Below are 23,574 nucleotides of genomic sequence, written 5' to 3' on the forward strand. Positions count from 1 at the left end.
GCAGTAACCTCTGTGGGAGCAAGGCTTGCCCGCGATGAATACGCCGCGCTTTGGCAGGCCAAACCGAGTGATCGTTCATCGCGAGCAAGCTTTGCGCCCACAGGTTTGTGCTGGCAGAAACTTCAGCCCAGCACCACCAACCGATTCGGCAATTCATTGCGCTCCTGGGTCACCGGCACGTGCTCCTTGAGCAATTCGCCGCAAGCTTCGATGCAGGTCACGAAACCCTGCAGGGTGTGCCCTTGGCGAACCTGCTGGGTGAACACTGCGACGATGGCATCCCAGCATTTGTTGTCCAGGCGCTTGGAAATGCCTTCATCGACCAGGATTTCCACGTACCGCTCCGCCTCGCAGACAAAGATCAGCATCCCCGTGCTACCCACGGTGTGGTGCAGGTTCTGTTCGAGGAATTGCCGGCGCGCCAGGTTGGAGGCCCGCCAGTGACGCACGGAACGGGGGATCAGGTGCGTGGTGATCCTGGGGATGCGAAACACCAGGCACAGCACAATGAAACTGACCCACTGCACCAACAACAGGCTGTGCATCGCCAGCCAGCCGCTGAGGTAATGGACCACACCGGGTACCACCAGGGCCAGCAGGCTGGCCCATAACAGTGGGATATAGGCGTAGTCGTCGGCGCGGGCGGCCAGCACCGTGACCAGTTCAGCATCGGTATGCCGCTCGACCCGGGCGATGGCCTCGGCGACCTTGCGTTGTTCGTGTTCCGTCAGTAATGCCATGTTAAAAGTGCCCGCTCATTATTATTGTCACCAGCCGCCCGACGAACCGCCGCCCCCGAAACTGCCACCGCCACCGCTGAAGCCCCCGCCACCTGCGCCGCTGAAACCTCCCCCACCGGAACCGCCCGAGCCGCCACGACCCGCCGGCAGGATACCGAGCATCTGGCAGACCAATATCGTCAAAATAAACAGGATCACCAGGAAAACGAACAGCCCTGGATGGCGCTCGACAAAATCGCCCTGCCCCTGCTGCCCATCCGCACGGTATACCGGCGCCGGCTCGTCCAACGGGCTGCCGCCCAGCACCACCAGCATCGCCGCGACACCGTCGTTGATGCCTTTGTTGAAGTTGCCGCTCTTGAAGGCCGGGGTGATCACCTGGTTGATGATCACCGAACTCTGCGCATCGGTCAGGCGATCCTCCAGGCCGTAGCCCACCTCGATGCGCAGCTTACGGTCATCCCGGGCGACGATCAGCAGCGCGCCGTTGTTTTTATCCTTCTGCCCGATGCCCCAATGGCGCCCCAGTTGATAACCGAAGTCTTCGATGCTGCTGCCCTGCAGGTCCGCCAGCGTGACCACCACCACCTGTTCGCCGGTGGCCTGTTCGTGGGCCTTGAGCTGCGCTTGCAGTTGCGCGCGCACCGACGGTTCGAGCATCTGCGCGGCGTCCACCACCCGCCCGGTCAATGCCGGAAATTTCAGCTCGGCCTGGGCCGTGATGGCAAACATCCAGAGCAACAGCACCAGGCCAAATTTCAACACGCGCATCGCAACTCCTGCGTGGGAGCAAGCTCGCTCCCACAATTTTTTAGAACTTCACTTCAGGGGGTTTTTCGGCATTGACGCTGGTGGCCTCGAAGGTTTCGCGGATCGGCAGGTCGCTGTACATCACGCTGTGCCACAGGCGCCCCGGGAACGTGCGGATTTCGGTGTTGTACTTCTGCACGGCCAGGATGAAGTCGCGGCGGGCCACGGCGATGCGGTTCTCGGTGCCTTCGAGCTGCGATTGCAACGCCAGGAAATTCTGGTTGGCCTTGAGGTCCGGATAACGCTCGACCACCACCATCAGCCGGCTCAACGCGCCGCTCAACTGGTCCTGGGCCTGCTGGAACTGCTTGAGTTGTTCCGGGTTGTTCAACGTGTTGGCGTCGACCTGGATCGACGTCGCCTTGGCCCGTGCTTCAATCACTGCGGTCAGGGTTTCCTGCTCGTGCTGGGCGTAGCCCTTGACGGTTTCCACCAGGTTGGGAATCAGGTCGGCGCGGCGCTGGTACTGGTTCTGCACCTGGCCCCAGGCGGCCTTGGCCTGTTCGTCCAGGGTCGGGATGTTATTGATGCCGCAACCGGCCAGCACCGTGGTGAGCAGCATCAGGGCCAGCATCGGCAAGCTGCGAAGGTGGTTCAGTCGTGGATTCATTGGAGGAAGCGCTCCCTGGCATGACATTGGAAAAAACCGGCCACCTATCTCACCGGCGCCTGGGGCATAATCTGCCGCCGCACTGGATTGAAACGGGTCGATGGGCTAAAAAATGCGCAGTGCGAAACTAAGTTCAGCCCAATGGGTTCGAAAGTGTGCTGCATTTAACTGAACAACAATAGCCGCTCCTCACATTTTGGCTGACCGGCGTGTCCTGATTACCGCCCTTTAGGCTTGCGAGAAAATTATTCATGAAGAAGCTGTGTTTGCTGGGCCTGTTTGTCAGTCTGGCCAGTCAATCCGTATTAGCCGACAACCTGCCAGCCCCCATAGAGAACAAGGACGCCTTCATCAGCAACCTGATGAAGCAGATGACCCTCGACGAGAAGATCGGCCAATTGCGCCTGATCAGCATCGGCCCGGAAATGCCCCGGGAGATGATTCGCCAGGAAATCGCCGCCGGCAACATCGGTGGCACGTTCAACTCCATCACCCGCGATGAAAACCGTCCGATGCAGGACGCGGCCATGCGCAGCCGGTTGAAGATCCCGATGTTCTTCGCCTATGACGTGATCCACGGCCACCGCACGATTTTCCCGATCCCCCTGGCCCTGGCCTCGAGCTGGGACATGGACGCGATCTACCACTCCGGCCGCATCGCGGCCAAGGAAGCGGCCGCCGACAGCCTGGACATCACCTTTGCGCCTATGGTCGACATTTCCCGCGACCCGCGCTGGGGCCGCACCTCCGAAGGTTTCGGCGAGGACACCTACCTGGTGTCGCGCATCGCCGGGGTGATGGTCAAGGCGTTCCAGGGCAACGGCGCCAACGCGGCCGACAGCATTATGGCCAGCGTCAAGCACTTCGCCCTGTACGGCGCGGTGGAAGGCGGCCGGGACTACAACACCGTGGACATGAGTCCGTTGAAAATGTACCAGGACTACCTGCCACCCTACCGCGCCGCCATCGACGCAGGTGCCGGTGGGGTGATGGTCGCGCTGAACTCCATCAACGGCGTGCCGGCGACCGCCAACACCTGGCTGATGAACGACCTGCTGCGCAAGGAATGGGGCTTCAAGGGCCTGGCGGTCAGTGACCACGGCGCCATTTTCGAACTGATCAAGCACGGCGTCGCCAAGGACGGTCGCGAAGCGGCGAAACTGGCGATCAAGGCCGGTATCGACATGAGCATGAACGACTCGCTCTATGGCAAGGAACTGCCAGGGTTGCTCAAAGCCGGCGAAATCGAGCAGAGCGACATCGACAACGCAGTGCGCGAAGTGCTCGCAGCGAAATATGACATGGGCCTGTTCAAGGACCCGTACCTGCGCATCGGCAAGGCCGAGGACGACCCGGCCGACACCTACGCCGAAAGCCGCATGCACCGCTCCGACGCCCGTGACGTGGCGCGCCGCAGCCTGGTCCTGCTGGAAAACCGCAACCAGACCCTGCCCCTGAAGAAGACGGCGAAAATCGCCCTGGTCGGCCCGCTGGCCAAGGCACCGATCGACATGATGGGCAGTTGGGCCGCGGCCGGGCGTCCTGCACAATCGGTCACCCTGTTCGACGGCATGACCCGTGCCCTGGGCGCTGACTCGAAGCTGATCTACGCCCGTGGCGCCAACATCACCGGCGACAAGAAGGTGCTCGACTACCTGAACTTCCTCAACTTCGATGCCCCGGAAGTGGTAGACGACCCGCGCCCGGCCCAGGTGCTGATCGACGAAGCAGTGAAAGCCGCCAAGGATGCCGATGTGGTGGTGGCCGCTGTAGGCGAATCCCGTGGCATGTCCCATGAATCGTCGAGCCGTACCAAGCTGAACATCCCGACCAGCCAACGCGAACTGATCAAGGCCCTGAAGGCCACCGGGAAACCGCTGGTGCTGGTGCTGATGAATGGCCGTCCGCTGTCGTTACAGGACGAGAAGCAGCAGGCCGATGCGATCCTGGAAACCTGGTTCAGCGGCACCGAAGGCGGCAACGCCATCGCTGATGTGCTGTTCGGCGACTACAACCCGTCGGGCAAACTGCCAATCACCTTCCCACGCTCGGTGGGACAGATTCCGACCTACTACAACCACCTGAGCATCGGCCGGCCATTCACGCCAGGCAAGCCGGGCAACTACACCTCGCAGTACTTCGATGACACCACCGGCCCGCTCTATCCGTTCGGCTATGGCTTGAGTTACACCGAGTTCAGCCTGTCGGACATGGCCCTGTCATCGACCACGCTGAACAAGACCGGCAAGCTCGATGCCAGTGTGACACTGGAAAACACCGGCAAGCGTGACGGCGAAACCGTGGTGCAGTTGTACATCCAGGACGTGACCGGTTCGATCATCCGTCCGGTGAAGGAACTGAAGAACTTCCGCAAGGTGATGCTCAAGGCCGGCGAGAAGAAAGTCATCCACTTCAGCATCACCGAGGACGACCTGAAGTTCTTCAATGCCCAACTCAAGTACGCGGCGGAACCGGGCAAGTTCAACGTGCAGATCGGCCTGGACTCCCAGGAAGTGAAGCAGCAAAGTTTTGAGTTGCTCTAACCCAACAACACTGCATGACCCTGTGGGAGCGGGCTTGCTCGCGAAGACGGTGTATCAGTCAGCAAGTGAGTCTGCTGACACACCGCCCTCGCGAGCAAGCCCGCTCCCACATTGGGTTCCAGTGATTTCAAAGATTGCGGTTAGCCCCGCCGACCCAGCAGATTCACCACCAACCGATCCACCAACCCCCACGCCCGCTGCTTGAAGCGCTTCCACAACGGTCGGCGCTGCCAGGCGTCGAGGCTGACTTGCAGGCTCTGGGTGAAGTCCCGCTCAAAGCTGGCCGCCACTGCACGGCTGAGCCTGGAGTCCAAGGCTTCGAGGTTGGCCTCCAGGTTGAAACGCAGATTCCAGTGATCGAAGTTGCAGGAGCCGATGCTGACCCAGTCGTCCACCAGCACCATCTTCAGGTGCAGGAAACACGGCTGGTATTCGAAAATCTGCACGCCGGCCTTGAGCAGTCGCGGGTAGTAACGGTGCCCGGCGTAGCGCACGGACGGGTGATCGGTGCGCGGGCCGGTTAGCAGCAGGCGCACATCAATGCCGCGGGCGGCAGCCTTGCGCAAGGAACGGCGTACGTTCCAGGTCGGCAGGAAATACGGCGTCGCCATCCAGATGCGTTTCTGGCCGCTGTTCAATGCCCGGGACAGCGATTGCAGGATATCGTGATGCTGGCGGGCGTCGGCATACGCCACCCGGCCCATGCCCTCGCCCACCGGCGGTACGCGCGGCAGGCGCGGCAAGCCGAAGTTGGACGCCGGTTTCCAGGCTCGCCGATGGCGGTTGGCGAGCCACTGGCGGTCAAACAGCAACTGCCAGTCGAGCACCAGCGGGCCGACAATTTCCACCATCACTTCGTGCCACTCACTGCGGTCGTCGAGAGGATTCCAGAATTCATCGGTCACCCCGGTGCCGCCGACCACGGCCAGGCGTTGATCCACCAGCAGCAGCTTGCGGTGATCCCGGTAAAGGTTGCGCACCCAGCGGCGCCAGCTCAGGCGATTGTAGAAACGCAACGCCACCCCAGCCTCGATCAGACGCTTGCGCAGGGCCAAGGTAAACGCCAGGCTGCCGTAGTCATCGAACAGACACCGCACACGAACGCCACGCTCGGCGGCCTGCACCAGCGCCTGAACCATCGCCTCGGCGCAAGTGCCCGCTTCCACCAGATAGAGTTCCAGCTCGACCTGTTCCTGGGCACGGGCGATTTCCACCAGCATGCGCGGGAAGAACTGCGGGCCATCGATCAACAGCTCGAAGCGATTGCCTTCACGCCAGGGAAATACCGGGCCACTCATATCAGCGCGCCGTGAAAATCAGCACCGCATTCACTGGCACCGAGAGGCCGATGGCCGACAACCCGGCCAGGTTTCGCAGCTTTTCCAGCCCCGGCACCAGATCGAAATCCGCCGCGTTGAGCACCACCGGCTCCAGGGTCACCACTTGGAAACGGCGCTCGTCCAGGCGCGTGGCCAGCAGCTCGACGGGGTAATCATGCTGCTTGCCGTGCAGGTTCACCGTCAGCGGCAGGCGCAATTCCAACTGCGCGCCGTTGGCCAGGTCCTGGATCGGCGCCAGGTCGATCTTTGCGGTGACAGTGGCTTCGGCAAATTGCTTGATCTCGAACAGCTCGGCCCGCATGCGCTCATCGCGCAGGGGAATGCCACCGTTGATGGACTCAAGTTCCACTTCCAGGCGCGCCAAGCCCTCGGGCTGGACTTGACCGTGCAGCACCAGGAACCGCTGGACCTCGGAAACGTTGCCGTTTTTGCTGCTGATAAACGACAGCCGCGACGACTCGCCGTCCAGGTACCAGTTGGCCTGGGCTGGTAGCGCGGCGCAGGCCAGCAGCAAGCTGGCGGCAGCGTGAGGGAAAAACCGCTTGAACATACACACTCGCAGGGCACATAAACCTGTGGCGAACCTTAACCGGGCCGAGGGCGCTTGCAAACTGTCTGTTGCAACAACTGCCCAGCAATACAGAGAACCTGGGGTGAAGGGGTTTATCTGTGGGAGCAAGGCCATGTTGCCAAAGGTTGGTTCAGGGCTCCAACCGACACCCCTGCCGCGCCCCCATCCACCGCGCGCTGTTGCTACGCCCCAACCCGCTGACGGTGATGCGTTTCGCTTCAGCGGTCTCGAGAAAATCACTGGTGGGCACTGACTGCTGCACATAACCACGGCAATACTCGGCCGGTTGCTGCATCACGTAGCGACACGAGCAATATTCCTTGGCGGTGTAGGCGCTGATGATGTCGGGAAAGGTCCGCAATGCCACCCGCTCCAGCCAGACCCAACTGAACAGGACGATGAGCAGCCCCGACAGCAGGCTAAGCAACACTCTGCGCTTCATGGCTGCACCGTCCCGGCGAACGCCGCTATGGCGCGCTTGAGCAGTTCGTTATGGCGATAGCTGCCGTCGCGGTCGTCGCCATAACGCACGATCACCAGTTTGGCGCTGGGGATAATGTACAGCGCCTGGCCCCAATGGCCCAGCGCGGCAAAGGTATCCGCTGGCGCATCGGGCCAGGGGTGGATCGCCGGATCGGCGGCGCGGTTGAGCCACCAATGCCCACCGGGCACGGCTTCATCCTGGCCGGCCTGGAAGTGGGCGAACGGCTGGCGATTGAACGCGACCCACGCCTTGGGGATCAGTTGCCGTTCGCCCCAGCGACCGTCCCGCTGCATCAACAACCCGACACGCGCTAGGTCTCGCGCGGTGAGGTAGGCATAGGACGATCCCACGAACGTGCCGCTGGCATCGGTTTCCCAGGTGGCGTGGTGGATGCCCAGGGGTTCGAACAAGGCCGTCCAGGGGTAGTCGGGGTAGCGCGCCGGGCCGACGATGGTTCTCAAGGCCGCCGCCAGTAGGTTGCTGTCACCGCTGGAATAACGGAACGCCTGCCCCGGCGGGTTGACGCTTGCATGCTGCGCAGTGAACGCCGCCATGTCATGACGCCCACGGGTATAAAGCATCGCCACCACCGAAGAGTTAAGCGGCGCGTATTCGTAGTCTTCCTGCCAGTCCAGGCCGGAGGCCCAGTGGAAAAGATCGGCCAGGGTCAGGCCCGGGTGCCGGCTCAGTAGCGGGTAGTACTTGGCTGCCGGATCATCCAGGGCAAAGCGCTTTTCCCCGTAGGCCACGCCGAACACTGTCGCCAGCAGGCTTTTGCTGATGGACCAGCTCAGGTGCGGGGTCTGGGCAGTGGTCGGGCCGGCGTAGCGTTCGTAGACCCGCCGACCGTCCTGGATCACCAGCAGCGCATCGGTGCGGATGCCCTCGCGGCTCGCATCGTCCCGGGGTGGGAAGGCGTATTGCGCCAAGGCTTCGATGGCCGGCCCGCTCGGGGTCGGGCCACTTGACCATTGCTCGCCGGGCCAGTCTTCGGCGTGGACGCTCATGCTGAGCAACAGCAGCGGGATCAGGAACCAGCCTTTGGACATGCTCGGGGCTCGCAGGATTGAACCTTCAGAGCCTATTCAGACTTGATGACAGTTTCGAGGCTTGTGTCGACAGTCCCAATGCCTTGGCCAAGCGCTTGGCCCGCGCCCCCGCCGCAATCTCCATCACCCCTTTATCCCGCTGCCACATCTCGTGCCACACCGCAGGCCCGGCGTTCAACGCATCGTTCAGTTCGCCGTCGAGCCCCTGGAACTGAGCGAACAACCCGCCCAGCAGCACATGCCCGGCCGCACTGGAAGGGTTATGCCGACTCACCTCCGCGCAACCGGCGAGCAACGCCAGCAGGCGCAATTGCAACGCTTGGGGCCAGGCACACTCTTGCCCGACGCCATGCAACCAGGCGGTCATCGCGCTGAGCACATAAAGGTCTTCCAGGGTGCGGAACGGTTTGACGTAGGCGTCCCAACCGTCGCCTGCCAGTAACTCGCACAGCGCGCCGTCGAGCAGGACGCGGCCATGGCTGATGTCCGGCATCAGGGCAATGGCGGGCAGTTTTTCCAGGGTTACGCCGGGCTCACCCGCATAGGCCACGGCCAAGTTCAGCCGTGGCGTTTCACCGGGTGCTTCGCAGCGAGCGGCAATCAGCAGCCACTCGGCGGCGTCGCCAGCGGTGACGAAATCCTTGCGTCCACTCAGGCGCAAGTCGTCGAGGCGGGTTTGCATGTCCGCCGGGCGCAGGCGGCGCTGTTCGGTGGCACACAAGGCGCCGAGGCTCGGGGGGGCGCTGGGCCAAAGCACCCGCAGCGCCGCCTGGTACCCCACCAGGAACGCCAGTCCCGGTGTCGCCATCAACCGCGCCCCGGTTACGGCCAGCTCGAACGGCGTTACCGGCCCCAAGCGTTGCAACAACGCTGAATATCCTTCGGCCAGGTCCGGATGGGCGGGCAGGCGCTCGCCGCGTTCGATCAGGGTGTGCCAAGGCATGAGAGGGCTCCTTGAAGGCTGTCATATAAGCATCACCAAAGCTTCATGGCGATGACACCGGGGCTACATAGCCTGACTTTGCACAACATGGCCGCATAAAGAAAGTCGATTGGCTCACCCCTAGACGGTGGACAGCCCGCACGGAGATTCGCTATGACCCAGATCGCCCGCATCAGCGACACCGGCAATGAACGCCGCCTGCAAGCCGAACGCCTGATCGGCGCCCAAGCCTTGCAAGAAGCACAGGCCCTGCGTTTCAACGTCTTCAGCGGCGAATTCAACGCCAAGCTCAAGGGCGCGGAAATGGGTCTGGACATGGATGACTATGATGTTCACTGCGCCCACATCGGGGTACGCGACCTGAACACCGGCCGCCTCGTGGCGACCACTCGCTTGCTCGACCACCAGGCCGCCAGCAGCCTGGGCCGGTTCTACAGCGAAGAAGAATTCAGCCTCCACGGCCTGGTCCATCTCAAGGGCCCGATCCTGGAAATCGGCCGTACCTGCGTCGACCCGGCCTATCGTAACGGTGGCACCATCGCGGTGCTCTGGGGCGAACTGGCCGAAGTCCTGAACGAAGGTAGCTACAGCTACCTGATGGGCTGCGCGAGCATTGCGATGCAGGACGGCGGTATCCAGGCCCAGGCGATCATGCAGCGTCTGCGCGAACGCTACCTGTGCACCGAACACCTGCAAGCGGTACCAAAAAAACCCTTGCCGACCCTGGACGTGCCGTCCAACGTCATCGCCGAGATGCCGCCACTGCTCAAGGCCTACATGCGCCTGGGCGCGAAGATTTGCGGTGAGCCGTGCTGGGACGAGGATTTCCAGGTGGCCGACGTGTTCATCCTGCTCAAGCGCGACGAACTCTGCCCGCGCTACGCCCGCCACTTCAAGGCAGCGGTCTGATGAGCCGGCTGCGGGTGTACGCGCGAATCGCGCGAGTATTGCTGGTGGTGACGCTGGGCCTGAGCATGGCCTGCGTGTTCGGCCTGTTTGAACGTGCCGGGATCGCCAACTCGATGGTCCGTCGCCAGCGCTGGTCGCGGTTCTTCATGGCACGGCTGAGCCGTGCCCTGCCCTTTTCAGTCACCGTCCACGGTCAACTGCCGCAACGGCCGATGCTGTGGGCCAGCAACCATGTGTCCTGGACCGACATCCCGTTGCTGGGGATGCTCACGCCGCTGTCGTTCCTGTCCAAGGCCGAAGTGCGCACCTGGCCGGTCGCCGGATGGCTGGCCGCCAAGGCCGGCAGCCTGTTTATCCGGCGCGGTTCGGGTGACAGCCAATTGATCCGCAAGCAAATGAGTCGCCATCTGGAACAGGCCCATCCGTTGCTGATGTTCCCGGAAGGCACCACCACCGATGGTCGCACCCTGCGCACCTTCCATGGTCGCTTGTTGTCGGCGGCCATCGATGCCGATGTCGCGTTGCAGCCGGTGGCGATCCGTTACCTGCGCAACGGTGAACCGGATTCACTGGCACCGTTCATTGGCGATGATGATTTGCTGTCGCACCTGATGCGGCTGTTCGCCAACGATCGCGGCGACGTCGAAATCCATCTGCTGGAGCCGATTGCCTGCCATGGCCAGGAGCGTGCGGCGCTGGCGTTTCAGGCGCAGCAGGCGGTGCACAGGGCGTTATTCGGCGAGATGCCAGAGAAACAGCAAGCGCCGATGCGACCTGCTGCGATTGCGGCCTGATTCGGATTTCTGTGAAGCCCCGTTGTGGGCTTGCTCGCGAAGACGGCAGTACATTCAACACAGATGTTGACTGACCCAGCGCCTTCGCGAGCAAGTCGAGCGCCGAACCGCCGCTCCCACATTTAGTTATTTGGTGTGACCTGGTTCAGCGCAAAATCCTGCAACTGCGGATAGAACAACCGAAAGTCTTCGCTCAACGGTTCATAGAGCCTGACCAGCTCTTCCTTCGCCCCGGCCAGTTCCTCTGGCCGGGACAGGCGCCGCGAGATGCCACGCAATACTTGCCCGATCACTTCGAACTCTCGATAAGACCCCAGCCAGTCATCCGCCGCCATGTACGGTGCTATATGCGCCAAGCGTCCCGGCAGTTGCGGTTCGGCGGCGAGGACTTGATAGACCTGGGAGGTGAATTCCATCAGCGGACCCTCGCCGTACAACGTCCAATCCCGCGCTAGGCAATGGTCGAAAAACACATCCAGCACGATCCCGGCATAACGCCGCCGAACCGTGGAAAAACGTGACAGGGCGATATCCACCAACGGGTGGCGGTCGGTGTACATGTCGATGCGTCGATGCAAAGCAATCGCCGCCTCGATCCGCGGGTCGAATTGCCCTTGAAGCGGCCCTTTGACGAAATCGCCATAAAGACTGCCGAGCAGTTGTTCCCGGCCAGGGCCGCCGAGGTGTAGGTGCGCGAGATAGTTCATGGTCCGCAGCTTAGCACCACCCCGCCAATATCGTTATAACCCGATATAGCGATCTTCTCGATGCTCAGATCAAATCCATATTTGTATATCGTAAAATAACGATTTAAGGTTCGTTCCATCGCGATATAGCGTTTTACTCACTCCGAGCTTGCCACCATGACCCTCGACCTCGACGAAATAATAAAAGCCCTGGCGCACCCAGTACGGCGAGACATCCTCAACTGGCTCAAAGACCCCAAGGTCCAGTTCCCCGAACAGTTGCACAACCACGAATTCGGCATTTGCGCCGGACAGATCGACCAGCGTTGCGGCCTGTCGCAATCCACGGTGTCTGCGCACTTGGCGGTGTTGCAACGGGCGGGGCTGATCACCAGCCAGAAGGTCGGTCAATGGCACTTCTTCAAACGCAACGAGGACCTGATCCAACAGTTCCTCAAGCAAATGAGCCAAGAGCTCTGACCTGACAAGGATCCATCATGCCCCTCTCACTCCTGATCCTGGCCCTGAGCGCATTCGCCATCGGCACCACCGAGTTCGTCATCATGGGCCTGTTGCCCGACGTGGCGGCGGACCTGGGCGTGTCGATTCCCGGTGCCGGCTGGCTGGTGACCGGCTACGCCCTGGGCGTGGCCATCGGTGCGCCGTTCATGGCCCTGGCCACCGCGCGACTGCCGCGCAAGGCCGCGCTGGTGGCGCTAATGGGGATCTTCATCATTGGCAACCTGCTCTGCGCCGTCGCAAGCGACTACAACGTGCTGATGTTTGCGCGCGTCGTCACCGCCCTGTGCCACGGTGCGTTCTTCGGCATCGGTTCGGTGGTTGCCGCCGGCCTCGTAGCGCCGAACAAGCGTGCCTCGGCCGTGGCCCTGATGTTCACCGGCCTGACCCTGGCCAACGTGCTCGGCGTACCGCTGGGTACCGCATTGGGCCAGCAAGCCGGTTGGCGTTCGACCTTCTGGGCGGTGACTGTCATTGGCGTAGTTGCGCTGATCGGCCTGATCCGTTTCCTGCCGGCCAAGCGCGATGAAGAAAAACTCGACATGCGTTCGGAACTGGTATCACTCAAAGGCGCCGGCCTGTGGCTGTCCCTGAGCATGACCGCGCTGTTCTCCGCCTCGGTATTCACCCTGTTCACCTACGTCGCCCCGCTGCTGGGTGAAGTAACCGGCGTATCGCCCCGTGGCGTGACCTGGACCCTGGTGCTGATCGGCCTGGGCCTGACCCTGGGCAACATCATCGGCGGCAAGCTGGCGGACAAAAGCCTGGCGAATACGCTGATGGGCGTCTTCCTGACCATGGCGGTGGTGTCCACCGTATTGAGCTGGACCAGCGTGGCGCTGATCCCGACCGAGATCACACTGTTCCTCTGGGCCACTGCCTGCTTCGCCGCGGTGCCGGCACTGCAGGTCAATGTGGTGACCTTCGGCAAAGACGCGCCCAACCTGGTTTCCACCCTGAACATCGGCGCCTTCAACATTGGCAACGCCTTGGGCGCCTGGGTCGGCGGCAGCGTCATCGACCATGGCCTGGGCCTGACGGCAGTGCCCCTGGCGGCGGGCGCGCTGGCCGTGCTGGCGCTGCTGGTCACCCTCATCACTTTCCGCCAGGGCGCTCATGCCGACCTGGCACCTGCCACTCACTGACTTTTAATCCTTCACTTGCGAGGTTGTATTTCATGGCGACAATTTTCGACCCCATCAAACTCGGCGATATCGAGCTGAAGAACCGCATCATCATGGCTCCGCTCACGCGCTGCCGCGCTGACGCAGGCCGCGTACCCAATGCCTTGATGGCCGAGTACTACGTGCAACGCGCCTCCGCCGGCCTGATCCTCAGCGAAGCCACCTCGGTCACGCCGATGGGTGTGGGCTATCCGGACACCCCGGGCATCTGGTCCAACGACCAAGTGCGCGGCTGGTCCAACGTCACCAAGGCGATCCACGGCGCTGGCGGCAAGATCTTCCTGCAACTGTGGCACGTGGGCCGGATCTCCCACCCGTCGTACCTGAACGGCGAAACCCCGGTGGCGCCCAGCGCGATTCAGCCCAAAGGCCACGTGAGCCTGGTGCGTCCGCTGGCCGACTTCCCGACCCCACGCGCACTGGAAACCGCTGAAATCGCCGACATCGTCGATGCGTACCGCGTCGGTGCCGAGAATGCCAAGGCCGCCGGTTTCGACGGTGTGGAAATCCATGGCGCCAACGGCTACCTGCTCGACCAGTTCCTGCAAAGCAGCACCAACCAGCGTACCGACAGCTACGGCGGCGCCTTGGAAAACCGAGCCCGCCTGCTGTTGGAAGTGACCGACGCGACCATTGAAGTCTGGGGCGCCGGCCGGGTTGGCGTGCACTTGGCACCACGCTCCGACTCCCATGACATGGGGGACGAGAACCGCCTGGAAACCTTCAGCTACGTAGCTCGCGAGCTGGGCAAGCGCGGCATCGCCTTCATCTGCTCCCGTGAGAAGGAAGGCGATGACAGCATCGGTCCGCAACTCAAGCAGGCTTTCGGCGGCCCATACATCGCCAATGAACGCTTCACCAAGGACAGCGCCAATGCCTGGCTGGCCGAGGGCAAGGCCGATGCCGTTGCCTTCGGAGTGCCGTTCATTGCCAACCCGGACCTGCCGGCACGTTTGAAAGCCGATGCACCGTTGAACGAAGCGCATCCGGAAACGTTCTATGGGAAAGGGCCGGTGGGTTATATCGATTATCCGGTGATGTAAATAACCTGCACTAATAAAAAGCCCCGACTTTAAATAGCCGGGGCTTTTTTATGACTTAAATATTTAGTCAACATCAATGGATTTTAAAACAAACCGTCACCCCTCATATTGTTCTCGTTGCCCCAAACAAACAGTCGACCAACAACTTTCAATAACCGATACAGAGAGAACAATATGAGTAATACCCCACAAACAACCGAACAAAGCCAACCGACCGATTCGACAGAACTGGAAAGACTCCATGAATATTACGACAAGCATATCCAAGCCCTGGAGGCCGCACCGAGCCAACGGAACAAGACCCGATTCATTCTGAAGGTCATAAACAATTCCGAGCAGGGTCTCGCTGTCAGTGAACATAGCCTTAATCTAAACGCCGAAATCCTGGCGTCCCTGCAACTATCCGATAAAGATGTCATCGCGTTCGCACAGGACTTCCCTTATATCCGCAACCTGGGTTCGCCCAGCAAGACCCTATATCGCCACTTTATTGTATTCGGCGACCAGACACGGGGAGCACGCGTTGAATTTGGTTTGCGTGTGAACACTACGTTCGGTGTCTTTACCCCAACGATAACACCGGTGCGAACGTGCAAAGTTACGTCTATAGGTGCTACCCCAATCGCTTGCACTGCGCGAATCACACGCGAATTACAGACAGAACCCTACAGCTTCAGCATGGAGGTCACGCTGGGCTGATCAATTCACTTCAGGCGTAGCGATGGATCAACCGGAAGCTTGGCGGCACGTCAGCGCAACAATTTCAGTACAAAATTTAGCCCTGACCCTCTATCAGCGCTCCTGTATGGCCTTATAAAGTATCCCGCCCATGGCAACCATGACGGCGTACGACCGGGTTCGGCTATTGACACAAACCGGCGCAATTACGCATTTTGTTTCATTTGCGCAGGCTGGGGCTCAAGTGCAGCATGTCCAGCCCGATCTCTACCCATCGCTCGGCCTCAGCCGCCAGGGCGAAGCTGTCAGGAGCCAGTAGCCACTGGTACAAGATGCCGTCGATGTAGGCATGAATGGCAACTGCCGCCCTTTCGGGATTCAGATCATCCGGCAACTGGCCGCGTTTCATCGCATTTCGCAACGACAGGGCAATGCGCACATTGCAGTCGAGGCTGACCTCGCGTCGCTGCTGGCGCAAATCGCACATTTCATCGGTGAATTCACACTTATGGAACAGGATCTCATTAATACGCCGGGTTTTCGGGTCCAAGGCCACCTGCTGGAACAAGCGCACCAGCAGCTTGCGAATACAGCCCAGCGGGTCAAGTTCCTCTTCATTCTCACTGGCACGGGCCAACTCATCGAGCGGCTCGTGCAGGGTATCGAGCATGGCCTGGAGCAGGTCCGCCTTGTTGCTGAAATGCCAATAGATGGCGCCGCGCGTCACTCCGGCCAGTGTCGCGATATCGGCCAAGGTCGTACGCGCCACGCCTCGCTCGAAAAAAGCCTTTTCGGCCGCTTCGAGTATCTGGCTGCGAGTCTCTTGGGCTTCCTCTTTGGTACGACGGACCATGGCAGTAAACACCTCAATCAGGATGCGTCAGCAATGCGTAAGAATCAGCTGAACAAAGTATGGGGCGACGTTTCTTTGGAACGCGTCCCCGATCTACTCAGGCCTTTGTCAGGCTTTTGTAAATCCCGATATTACGCAATTCGGCTGTTTACAAACAGCCGTGTACGTAAGTATATTTCTTAGCATCCTATTAATTCAATTACTGCTGCTTTTTTACCTTTCCACCTTTCGAGTGCGCCCGTTGCGCGCCTGAACCCGAGGATTTCCATGCAATTCAAGCCAGCTGTTACTGCCCTGGTTACTGCCATCGCCCTGGCATCGCTGCTCAGCGGATGCAAAAAGGAAGAGGCTGCCCCTGCTCCTCCGCCTCCTCAGGTCGGCGTCGTAACCCTCAAGACCCAGCCCTTCACCCTGACGTCGGAGCTTCCGGGGCGCACCAGCGCATTCCGCGTCGCGGAAGTACGGCCACAGGTCAACGGCATCATTCTCAAGCGCCTGTTCAAGGAAGGCGCTGACGTCAAGGCCGGTCAGCAGTTGTACCAGATCGATCCGGCCGTCTATGAAGCGACCCTCAAGAGCGCCGAAGCCAACCTGCGTTCCACCAAGTCGATTGCCGACCGCTACAAGCAACTGGTGGATGAACAGGCGGTGAGCCGTCAGGAATACGACACCGCCATGGCCAATCGCCTGGAGTCGGAAGCCAATTTGCAAACCGCCCAGATCAATGTGCGCTACACCAAGGTCTACGCACCGATCTCCGGCCGTATCGGCCGCTCCTCGGTGACCGAGGGAGCACTGGTAAGCAACGGTCAGGCCGACGCGCTGGCGACCATCCAGCAATTGGACCCGATCTATGTCGACGTGACGCAGAGTTCGGTCGAACTGCTACAACTGCGCCGCGAGCTGGAAAGCGGCCGTTTGCAAAAGGCCGGTGAAAACGCTGCCATGGTCAAGCTGACCCTGGAAGACGGTAGCCAGTACCCGCACGAAGGCACGTTGGAGTTCTCCGAAGTCTCGGTCGACCAAACCACCGGTTCCGTGACCTTGCGCGCCGTGTTCCCCAACCCTGACCACACCCTGCTGCCGGGCATGTTCGTCCATGCACAATTGCAGGCGGGGGTGAACAGCGCGGCGATCCTGGCACCGCAGCAAGGCGTGACCCGTGACCTCAAGGGTATGCCGACCGCCCTGGTCGTTGGCGCTGACAACAAGGTGGAACTGCGTCAGCTCAAGGCCAGCCGTACCGTCGGCAGCCAATGGCTGATCGAAGACGGGCTCAAGGCCGGCGATCGCCTGATCACCGAAGGGTTGCAGTTCGTACGCCCGGGCGTGGAAGTCAAAGCCACCGAAGCCACTAACGTCGATACCAAGAACCCGGCCCCCGCTCAGGCAGCTGATAAAGCAGCCGGCGGCAAAGGGGAGTAAACCATGTCGAAATTTTTTATCGACCGTCCGATTTTCGCCTGGGTGATTGCCCTGGTGATCATGCTGGTCGGGGCTCTATCGATCCTCAAGTTGCCGATCAACCAGTACCCGAGCATCGCGCCGCCAGCCATTGCGATCCAAGTGACCTACCCGGGCGCCTCCGCGCAAACCGTGCAGGACACCGTGGTGCAGGTGATCGAGCAACAGCTCAACGGTATCGACAACCTGCGTTACGTCTCCTCGGAAAGTAACTCCGACGGCAGCATGACCATTACGGCGACCTTCGAACAAGGCACCAACTCCGATACCGCGCAGGTCCAGGTCCAGAACAAGTTGAACCTGGCCACCCCGCTGCTGCCGCAAGAAGTGCAGCAACAGGGGATCCGCGTGACCAAGTCAGTGAGAAACTTCCTGATGGTGATCGGCGTGGTGTCGCGCGACGGCAGCATGACCCGGGAAGACCTGTCCAACTACATCGTGTCCAACATGCAGGACCCGATCTCGCGGACCGCTGGTGTCGGTGACTTCCAGGTCTTCGGTGCCCAGTACGCAATGCGAATCTGGCTCGACCCGGCCAAGCTGAATAACTACAACCTGACCCCGGTGGATGTAACGACCGCCATTTCCGCGCAGAACGTCCAGATCGCGTCCGGCCAACTCGGCGGCCTGCCTGCCCTGCCCGGTCAGCAACTGAACGCCACCATTATTGGCAAGACCCGCCTGCAGACCGCCGAACAGTTCAAGGCCATCTTGCTCAAGGTCAATCCGGACGGCTCGCAAGTGCGTGTCGGCGACGTGGCGGATGTCGCCCTGGGCGGCGAGAGCTACAGCATCAATGCCCAGTTCAACGGCGCCCCGGCCTCCGGTCTGGCAGTGAGACTGGCCACCGGCGCCAACGCCCTCGACACGGCCAAAGCCCTGCGCCAGACCGTCGAAGATCTCAAGCCGTTCTTCCCGCAAGGCCTGGAAGTGGTGTTCCCCTACGACACCACACCGGTGGTGAGCGAGTCGATCAAGGGTGTGGTTGAAACCCTGATCGAAGCGGTCGCACTGGTGTTCCTGGTGATGTTCCTGTTCCTGCAAAACTTCCGCGCCACCATCATCACCACGATGACGGTGCCGGTGGTACTGCTCGGCACTTTCGGGATCCTCGCGGCATTCGGCTTCAGTATCAACACTCTGACCATGTTCGGCATGGTGCTGGCCATCGGTTTGCTGGTGGACGATGCCATCGTCGTGGTGGAGAACGTCGAACGGGTCATGAGCGAAGAGGGCCTGTCACCCAAAGAAGCCACCAAGAAATCCATGGGCCAGATCCAGGGCGCCCTGGTGGGTATCGCCCTGGTGCTGTCTGCGGTGCTGCTGCCGATGGCGTTTTTTGGCGGCTCCACCGGCGTGATCTACAAGCAGTTCTCCATCACCATCGTCTCGGCCATGACCCTGTCGGTACTGGTGGCCCTGATTTTCACTCCGGCCCTTTGCGCCACCATGCTCAAGCCCATTCCCAAGGGTGAGCACGGCACGCCGAAACGCGGTTTCTTCGGCTGGTTCAACCGCACCTTCGACCGCGGCGTCAGAAGCTACGAGCGCGGCGTGGGCAACATGCTCAAGCACAAGGCGCCGTACCTGCTGGCCTATGTGATCATCGTGGTCGGCATGGTCTGGCTGTTCACCCGCATCCCAACGGCGTTCCTGCCGGAAGAAGACCAGGGCGTGCTGTTTGCCCAAGTACAGACACCGGCCGGTTCCAGCGCCGAGCGGACCCAGGTGGTGGTGGACAATATGCGCGAGTTCCTGCTGCGTCCAAGCAAGGATGGCGGTGAAGGCGATGGCGTGGCCTCCGTGTTCACCGTGACCGGCTTCAACTTCGCCGGTCGTGGCCAGAGCTCCGGCCTGGCGTTCATCATGCTCAAACCGTGGGAAGAGCGTGACGCTGAGAACACCGTGTTCAAAATCGCTGGCCGCGCCCAGCAACACTTCTTCACCTTCCGTGACGCAATGGTGTTCGCCTTCGCTCCGCCGGCGGTGATGGAACTGGGTAACGCCACCGGTTTCGACGTGTTCCTGCAGGACCGCGCCGGCATCGGCCATGAGAAGTTGATGGAAGCCCGTAACCAGTTCCTCGGCATGGCTGCCCAGAGCAAGATTCTGTCCCAGGTGCGTCCGAACGGCCTGAACGACGAGCCGCAGTACCAGTTGGAAATCGATGACGAGAAGGCCAGCGCCCTGGGCATCACCCTCTCGGACATCAACAGCACCCTGTCGGTTGCCCTAGGCAGTAGCTATGTGAACGACTTCATCGACCGTGGTCGGGTGAAGCGAGTGTACGTCCAGGGTCAGCCGAACGCGCGCATGAGTCCCGAAGACCTGCAGAAGTGGTATGTGCGCAACAGCGCCGGGACCATGGTGCCGTTCAGCGCATTCGCCAAAGGCGAGTGGGTCTACGGCTCGCCGAAGCTGGCCCGTTACAACGGCGTGGAAGCGATGGAAATTCTGGGGGCGCCGGCTCCGGGTTACTCCACCGGTGAAGCCATGGCCGAAGTCGAAGCCATCGCCCAGAAGCTGCCGGCCGGCGTCGGTATTTCCTGGACGGGCCTGTCCTACGAGGAGCGTCTGTCCGGCTCCCAGGCACCAGCGTTGTACGCCTTGTCGCTGCTGATGGTATTCCTCTGTCTGGCGGCGCTGTATGAAAGCTGGTCGATTCCGATCGCGGTCATGCTCGTGGTACCACTGGGTATCATCGGTGCCTTGATGGCGACCAGCCTGCGCGGCCTGTCCAACGACGTGTACTTCCAGGTGGGCTTATTGACGACCATCGGTCTGGCGGCGAAAAACGCCATTCTGATCGTGGAGTTCGCCAAGGAACTCCACGAACAGGGCCGCACACTGGTGGAAGCCGCCATTGAAGCCTGTAGGATGCGTCTGAGGCCGATCATCATGACGTCCCTGGCGTTCGTCCTCGGCGTGGTGCCGCTGGCGATTTCCACCGGCGCAGGTTCAGGCAGCCAGCACGCCATCGGCACCGGTGTAATCGGCGGTATGTTGACCGCCACCATCCTGGCGATTTTCTGGGTGCCATTGTTCTTCGTGACCGTGTCGTCGATAGGCCGTCGCAGAAACACCGACCTGCACGACACTCCTGAAACTTCCAAAGAGGCTGGCCAATGAGCAAGTCGCTACTCTCCCTGACCATCGCCGCCGTACTCAGCGGTTGCTCGCTGATCCCCGACTATCAGCGGCCCGAAGCACCGGTCGCGGCGCAATACCCGCAAGGGCCGGCCTACGAGTCGGCCAATGCGCCCGACCAGGCCGCCGCCGAGCAAGGCTGGAAACAGTTTTTCCATGACCCGGCATTGCAACAGCTGATCCAGGTCGCCCTGGAAAACAACCGTGACCTGCGTGTCGCAGCGCTGAACATCGATGCCTATGCCGCGCAATACCGCATCCAGCGCGCGGACCTGTTCCCGGCGGTCTCGGCCACCGGCTCCGGCAGCCGCCAGCGGGTGCCGGCACGGGCTTCGCAAACCGGTAACGCGGCGATCAGCAGTTCGTACTCGGCCACCCTGGGTATCAGCGCCTATGAACTGGACCTGTTCGGTCGGGTTCGCAGCCTGAGCGAGCAAGCGCTGCAAAGCTACTTCGCCACCGAAGAAGCCCGTCGCAGCACCCAGATCAGCCTGGTGGCCAGCGTCGCCAACGCCTACCTGACCTGGCAAGCCGACAAGGAACTGCTCAAGCTGACCCAGGAAACCCTCGGGGCCTACGAGCAAAGCTTCAAGCTGACCTCGCGCAGCGCCGAAGTCGGCGTAGCCTCGGCCCTGGACCTGAGCCAGGCTCGCACCGCGGTGGAAAACGCCCGCGTGCAACGGGCCCGCTACACCCGCCAGGTCGCCCAGGACGAAAATAACCTGACCCTGCTGCTGGGCACCGGCCTGCCGGCCAACCTGAACTCGCAACCGCTGAGCGATGACCTGCTCAGCGAAGTGCCGGCCGGGTTGCCGTCGGACCTGCTGCAACGTCGTCCGGACATCCTCCAGGCCGAACGCAACCTGCTGGCCGCCAACGCCAACATCGGCGCCGCGCGGGCTGCGTTCTTCCCGAGCATCAGCCTGACGGCCAACGCCGGTACCCTGAGCCCGGACCTGTCCGGCCTGTTCAAGGGCGGTTCGGGCACCTGGACCTTCGCGCCGCAAATCAACCTGCCGATCTTCAACGCCGGCAGCCTGCGAGCGAGCCTGGACTACGCCAAGGTCCAGAAAGACATCAACGTCGCGCAGTACGAGAAGTCGATTCAGACCGCGTTCCAGGAAGTCTCCGACGGCCTGGCCGCGCGCCAGACCTACAACGAACAGTTGCAGGCCCAGACCGACTTCGTCGCCGCCAACCAGGACTACTACCGCCTGGCCGAGCGTCGCTACCGCATCGGCGTCGACAGCAACCTGACCTTCCTCGACGCCCAACGCCAGTTGTTCAGCGCACAACAGTCGCTGATCACTGACCGCCTTGCGCAACTGACCAGTGAGGTCAATTTGTACAAGGCATTGGGCGGTGGTTGGAATGCCGAGACGGGCAAGAACGAACCGGTGGCGGAGAAAGCGCCGCCACTGAAGTTGTTCTGATTTGAAGTCTGAACGCTGAAACACAAAGCCCACCGGAAGGTGGGCTTTGTGTTTGTGTGTTTTAACGCCGGCCTGTATGGGAGCAAGGCTTGCCCGCGATAAAAGCGATGCGGTCTTTCAGGAACCTAGGCGCCTGTTTCGCGAGCAAGCTTTGCTCCCACAGCCCAGCGGGGCGATGCGACGTTTCACTGCATCTCCTCGCCCTACTTGGTTAACGCGGGTCCACGAGATCCAGCGCTTGATTGGCCAACAACTCACTCAAGTCAATCATCTGTGCCACGCCGAGCGCGACATGCCGGGGGAGCCTTTCAGATCGAACGTCAGGTCGTTGACCATGGCACTGGCTGAGGCCAGGGTTTCGCTGAGATTTGCTAGTAGGCACTCGGTGTCGAGGGTGTCGGGACCAGCCACAAATCTTGTGGGAGCGAGCTTGCTCGCGAAGAGGCCGGAGCATTCCGGCATAGAATCTCCCACAGGAGGATCAGTGCCGAGCACAAAATTTGTGCTCACTGAAGATCCCGTGTGGGAGCAACACTTGCTCCGACACGGATTGGCGGTGGATCTCAAGCCCGCGATTCGACGCCCAGTTCATCCCACACCGACTCGGCCAGGTGAAAGGTGGCATTGGCCGCCGGAATGCCGCAGTAGATGGCGCTCTGCATGATCACTTCCTTGATCTCGCTGCGGCTCACGCCGTTATTGGCGGCGGCGCGCAGGTGCAGCTTGAGTTCTTCATTGCGGTTCATGCCGATCAGCATGGCCAGGGTAATCAGGCTGCGGGTATGGCGCGGCAGGCCCGGGCGAGTCCAGATATCACCCCAGGCGTGGCGGGTGATCATCTCCTGGAATTCGCTGTTGAACTCGGTCAGGGCATTGAGGCTGCGATCGACGTGGGCGTCGCCCAGCACCGCGCGGCGCACTTGCATGCCTTCGTCGTAACGTTGTTTCTCGTCCACAAAAAACTCCTCAGGCACGGCCAGAATCAAGCAGGAAATCCAGCACCCGCGCGCTGAACGCGGCACCGGCCTGGACGTTAGACAGGTGAGCGGCGTAGAACTCGGCGTACTCAGCCCCACGGACCCGCTCCTGGATAAAGTGCCCTCCCGACGGCGGCGTCACGGCATCTTCGGTGCCAGCGATCACCAGCAGCGGCACGCGGATCGACGACAGTTGCTCGCGAAAATCGGCATCACGCACCGCGGCACAGTTGGCCGCATAACCCTGGGGCGAGGTGGAAGCGAGCATGTCGGTGATTTTTTTTGCCGCCGCAAGCTGGGCCTCGGCAAAGTCGGGGGTAAACCAACGGGCAATCGAGGCATCGCGCAGCGCCACCATCGCCGCCTTGCCGTCGCGCAACACGGTTTCGATGCGCGGGTTCCACACCGACGGATCGCCGATCTTGGCGGCGGTGTTGCACACCACCAGTTTGTGCAGCCGCTCGCCAGCATTGATCCCCAGCCACTGGCCGATCAACCCGCCCATGGACAAGCCACAGAAATGCACCTTGTCGAGGTTCAACTGATCAAGCATCGCCAGCACATCGCGGCCCAGTTGTTCGATGCTGTACGGTCCTTCGGTGACCAGCGACTGACCATGGCCGCGCGTGTCGAAGCGCAGCACGCGAAAGTGTTCACTGAAGGCCGCGACCTGTTCGTCCCACATGTGCAGATCGGTGCCCAGGGAATTGGAGAGCAGCAACACAGGGGCGTCTTTCGGCCCATCAAAACGATAGTTCAGATCGCCCTCGGCGAGTTTGACGAGTCCCACAACAATC

22 protein-coding genes and 1 pseudogene are annotated in these 23,574 nt (G+C 61.3%); 10 read left to right on the forward strand and 13 right to left on the reverse strand.

The window, feature by feature from the left end; all coding sequences use genetic code 11:
• Positions 1-122: 122 nt before the first annotated feature.
• Genes AACY42_RS01810 through AACY42_RS01820 form a run of 3 tightly spaced genes read right to left on the reverse strand, consistent with a single transcriptional unit; the run spans position 123 to position 2,160 of the window.
• Positions 123-740 (reverse strand): TPM domain-containing protein, encoded by a 618-nt coding sequence (locus tag AACY42_RS01810; RefSeq protein WP_339475763.1) that lies wholly within the window; start codon positions 738-740, stop codon positions 123-125.
• 27 nt (positions 741-767) lie between these two features.
• Entirely contained in the window at positions 768-1,511 is a 744-nt protein-coding gene (locus AACY42_RS01815; RefSeq protein ID WP_339475766.1) for a TPM domain-containing protein, read from the reverse strand.
• Positions 1,512-1,551: 40 nt separating this feature from the next.
• Entirely contained in the window at positions 1,552-2,160 is a 609-nt protein-coding gene (locus AACY42_RS01820) for a LemA family protein (RefSeq protein ID WP_339475768.1), read from the reverse strand.
• Between the two features lie 251 nt (positions 2,161-2,411).
• Between AACY42_RS01820 and bglX the strand changes: the two genes are divergently transcribed.
• Complete coding sequence (gene bglX / locus AACY42_RS01825) at positions 2,412-4,703, forward strand: beta-glucosidase BglX (RefSeq protein WP_339475771.1); 2,292 nt, start codon at positions 2,412-2,414, stop codon at positions 4,701-4,703.
• Between the two features lie 140 nt (positions 4,704-4,843).
• On the opposite strand, the gene AACY42_RS01830 is transcribed toward bglX, so the two are convergent.
• The 5 genes from AACY42_RS01830 to AACY42_RS01850 form a co-directional block, all read right to left on the reverse strand.
• Entirely contained in the window at positions 4,844-6,001 is a 1,158-nt protein-coding gene (locus tag AACY42_RS01830; RefSeq protein ID WP_339475773.1) for a phospholipase D-like domain-containing protein, read from the reverse strand.
• A gap of 1 nt (position 6,002) precedes the next feature.
• Positions 6,003-6,593 carry a YceI family protein gene (locus AACY42_RS01835; RefSeq protein ID WP_339475776.1) on the reverse strand — a complete coding sequence of 197 codons (591 nt, stop codon included), beginning with the start codon at positions 6,591-6,593 and terminating at the stop codon, positions 6,003-6,005.
• Between the two features lie 151 nt (positions 6,594-6,744).
• Positions 6,745-7,056, reverse strand: coding sequence for an amidase (locus AACY42_RS01840; protein WP_339475779.1), 312 nt, complete (start codon positions 7,054-7,056; stop codon positions 6,745-6,747).
• Positions 7,053-8,147: a serine hydrolase domain-containing protein gene (locus AACY42_RS01845; protein ID WP_339475781.1), complete on the reverse strand. Its 1,095-nt coding sequence runs from the start codon at positions 8,145-8,147 to the stop codon at positions 7,053-7,055. Before AACY42_RS01845 ends, AACY42_RS01840 begins: the two co-directional genes overlap by 4 nt.
• Positions 8,148-8,172: 25 nt before the next feature.
• Positions 8,173-9,090 carry an acyl-CoA dehydrogenase gene (locus AACY42_RS01850; RefSeq protein WP_339475783.1) on the reverse strand — a complete coding sequence of 306 codons (918 nt, stop codon included), beginning with the start codon at positions 9,088-9,090 and terminating at the stop codon, positions 8,173-8,175.
• Positions 9,091-9,243: 153 nt separating this feature from the next.
• On the opposite strand from AACY42_RS01850, the gene olsB reads away from it, so the two are divergent.
• Together olsB and AACY42_RS01860 are read left to right on the forward strand one after the other, a co-directional pair.
• On the forward strand, positions 9,244-9,999 hold the full coding sequence (gene olsB, locus AACY42_RS01855) for an L-ornithine N(alpha)-acyltransferase (protein WP_339475785.1): 756 nt from the start codon (positions 9,244-9,246) through the stop codon (positions 9,997-9,999).
• Complete coding sequence (locus AACY42_RS01860) at positions 9,999-10,793, forward strand: lysophospholipid acyltransferase family protein (protein WP_339475787.1); 795 nt, start codon at positions 9,999-10,001, stop codon at positions 10,791-10,793. Before olsB ends, AACY42_RS01860 begins: the two co-directional genes overlap by 1 nt.
• A gap of 122 nt (positions 10,794-10,915) precedes the next feature.
• On the opposite strand, the gene AACY42_RS01865 is transcribed toward AACY42_RS01860, so the two are convergent.
• On the reverse strand, positions 10,916-11,500 hold the full coding sequence (locus AACY42_RS01865; protein ID WP_339475789.1) for an acyl carrier protein phosphodiesterase: 585 nt from the start codon (positions 11,498-11,500) through the stop codon (positions 10,916-10,918).
• A gap of 156 nt (positions 11,501-11,656) precedes the next feature.
• Here AACY42_RS01865 and AACY42_RS01870 point away from each other — a divergent pair, with 156 nt between their 5' ends.
• The 4 genes from AACY42_RS01870 to AACY42_RS01885 all read left to right on the forward strand — a co-directional run bounded on the left by AACY42_RS01870 (position 11,657) and on the right by AACY42_RS01885 (position 14,924).
• Positions 11,657-11,959, forward strand: coding sequence for an ArsR/SmtB family transcription factor (locus tag AACY42_RS01870; protein ID WP_339475792.1), 303 nt, complete (start codon positions 11,657-11,659; stop codon positions 11,957-11,959).
• A 17-nt stretch (positions 11,960-11,976) separates the two neighbouring features.
• Positions 11,977-13,143, forward strand: coding sequence for an MFS transporter (locus tag AACY42_RS01875; RefSeq protein ID WP_339475795.1), 1,167 nt, complete (start codon positions 11,977-11,979; stop codon positions 13,141-13,143).
• Positions 13,144-13,175: 32 nt separating this feature from the next.
• Positions 13,176-14,225 (forward strand): alkene reductase, encoded by a 1,050-nt coding sequence (locus AACY42_RS01880; RefSeq protein WP_339475797.1) that lies wholly within the window; start codon positions 13,176-13,178, stop codon positions 14,223-14,225.
• Positions 14,226-14,399: 174 nt separating this feature from the next.
• The gene (locus AACY42_RS01885) at positions 14,400-14,924 is read left to right on the forward strand and encodes a hypothetical protein (RefSeq protein WP_339475799.1); all 525 of its coding nucleotides are present in this window, start codon (positions 14,400-14,402) and stop codon (positions 14,922-14,924) included.
• Positions 14,925-15,123: 199 nt separating this feature from the next.
• On the opposite strand, the gene AACY42_RS01890 is transcribed toward AACY42_RS01885, so the two are convergent.
• On the reverse strand, positions 15,124-15,756 hold the full coding sequence (locus AACY42_RS01890) for a TetR family transcriptional regulator (RefSeq protein WP_339475802.1): 633 nt from the start codon (positions 15,754-15,756) through the stop codon (positions 15,124-15,126).
• 267 nt (positions 15,757-16,023) lie between these two features.
• On the opposite strand from AACY42_RS01890, the gene AACY42_RS01895 reads away from it, so the two are divergent.
• Genes AACY42_RS01895 through adeC form a run of 3 tightly spaced genes read left to right on the forward strand, consistent with a single transcriptional unit; the run spans position 16,024 to position 21,800 of the window.
• Positions 16,024-17,181 carry an efflux RND transporter periplasmic adaptor subunit gene (locus AACY42_RS01895; protein WP_339475805.1) on the forward strand — a complete coding sequence of 386 codons (1,158 nt, stop codon included), beginning with the start codon at positions 16,024-16,026 and terminating at the stop codon, positions 17,179-17,181.
• Positions 17,182-17,184: 3 nt separating this feature from the next.
• Positions 17,185-20,349: an efflux RND transporter permease subunit EmhB gene (emhB, locus tag AACY42_RS01900; protein ID WP_339475808.1), complete on the forward strand. Its 3,165-nt coding sequence runs from the start codon at positions 17,185-17,187 to the stop codon at positions 20,347-20,349.
• The gene (gene adeC, locus AACY42_RS01905) at positions 20,346-21,800 is read left to right on the forward strand and encodes an AdeC/AdeK/OprM family multidrug efflux complex outer membrane factor (protein WP_339475811.1); all 1,455 of its coding nucleotides are present in this window, start codon (positions 20,346-20,348) and stop codon (positions 21,798-21,800) included. Before emhB ends, adeC begins: the two co-directional genes overlap by 4 nt.
• A gap of 211 nt (positions 21,801-22,011) precedes the next feature.
• Here the strand turns inward: adeC and AACY42_RS28510 are convergent.
• From AACY42_RS28510 to pcaD, 3 genes and pseudogenes are all read right to left on the reverse strand, one after another.
• Positions 22,012-22,310: pseudogene (locus AACY42_RS28510) on the reverse strand (DUF6124 family protein).
• Positions 22,311-22,363: 53 nt separating this feature from the next.
• The gene (gene pcaC / locus AACY42_RS01915) at positions 22,364-22,756 is read right to left on the reverse strand and encodes a 4-carboxymuconolactone decarboxylase (RefSeq protein WP_025212299.1); all 393 of its coding nucleotides are present in this window, start codon (positions 22,754-22,756) and stop codon (positions 22,364-22,366) included.
• Positions 22,757-22,766: 10 nt separating this feature from the next.
• Positions 22,767-23,567: a 3-oxoadipate enol-lactonase gene (pcaD, locus tag AACY42_RS01920; protein ID WP_339475816.1), complete on the reverse strand. Its 801-nt coding sequence runs from the start codon at positions 23,565-23,567 to the stop codon at positions 22,767-22,769.
• Between the last annotated feature and the right edge of the window lie 7 nt (positions 23,568-23,574).

The organism is Pseudomonas sp. RL_5y_Pfl2_73 (genome assembly GCF_963970515.1).
Taxonomy (GTDB): domain Bacteria; phylum Pseudomonadota; class Gammaproteobacteria; order Pseudomonadales; family Pseudomonadaceae; genus Aquipseudomonas.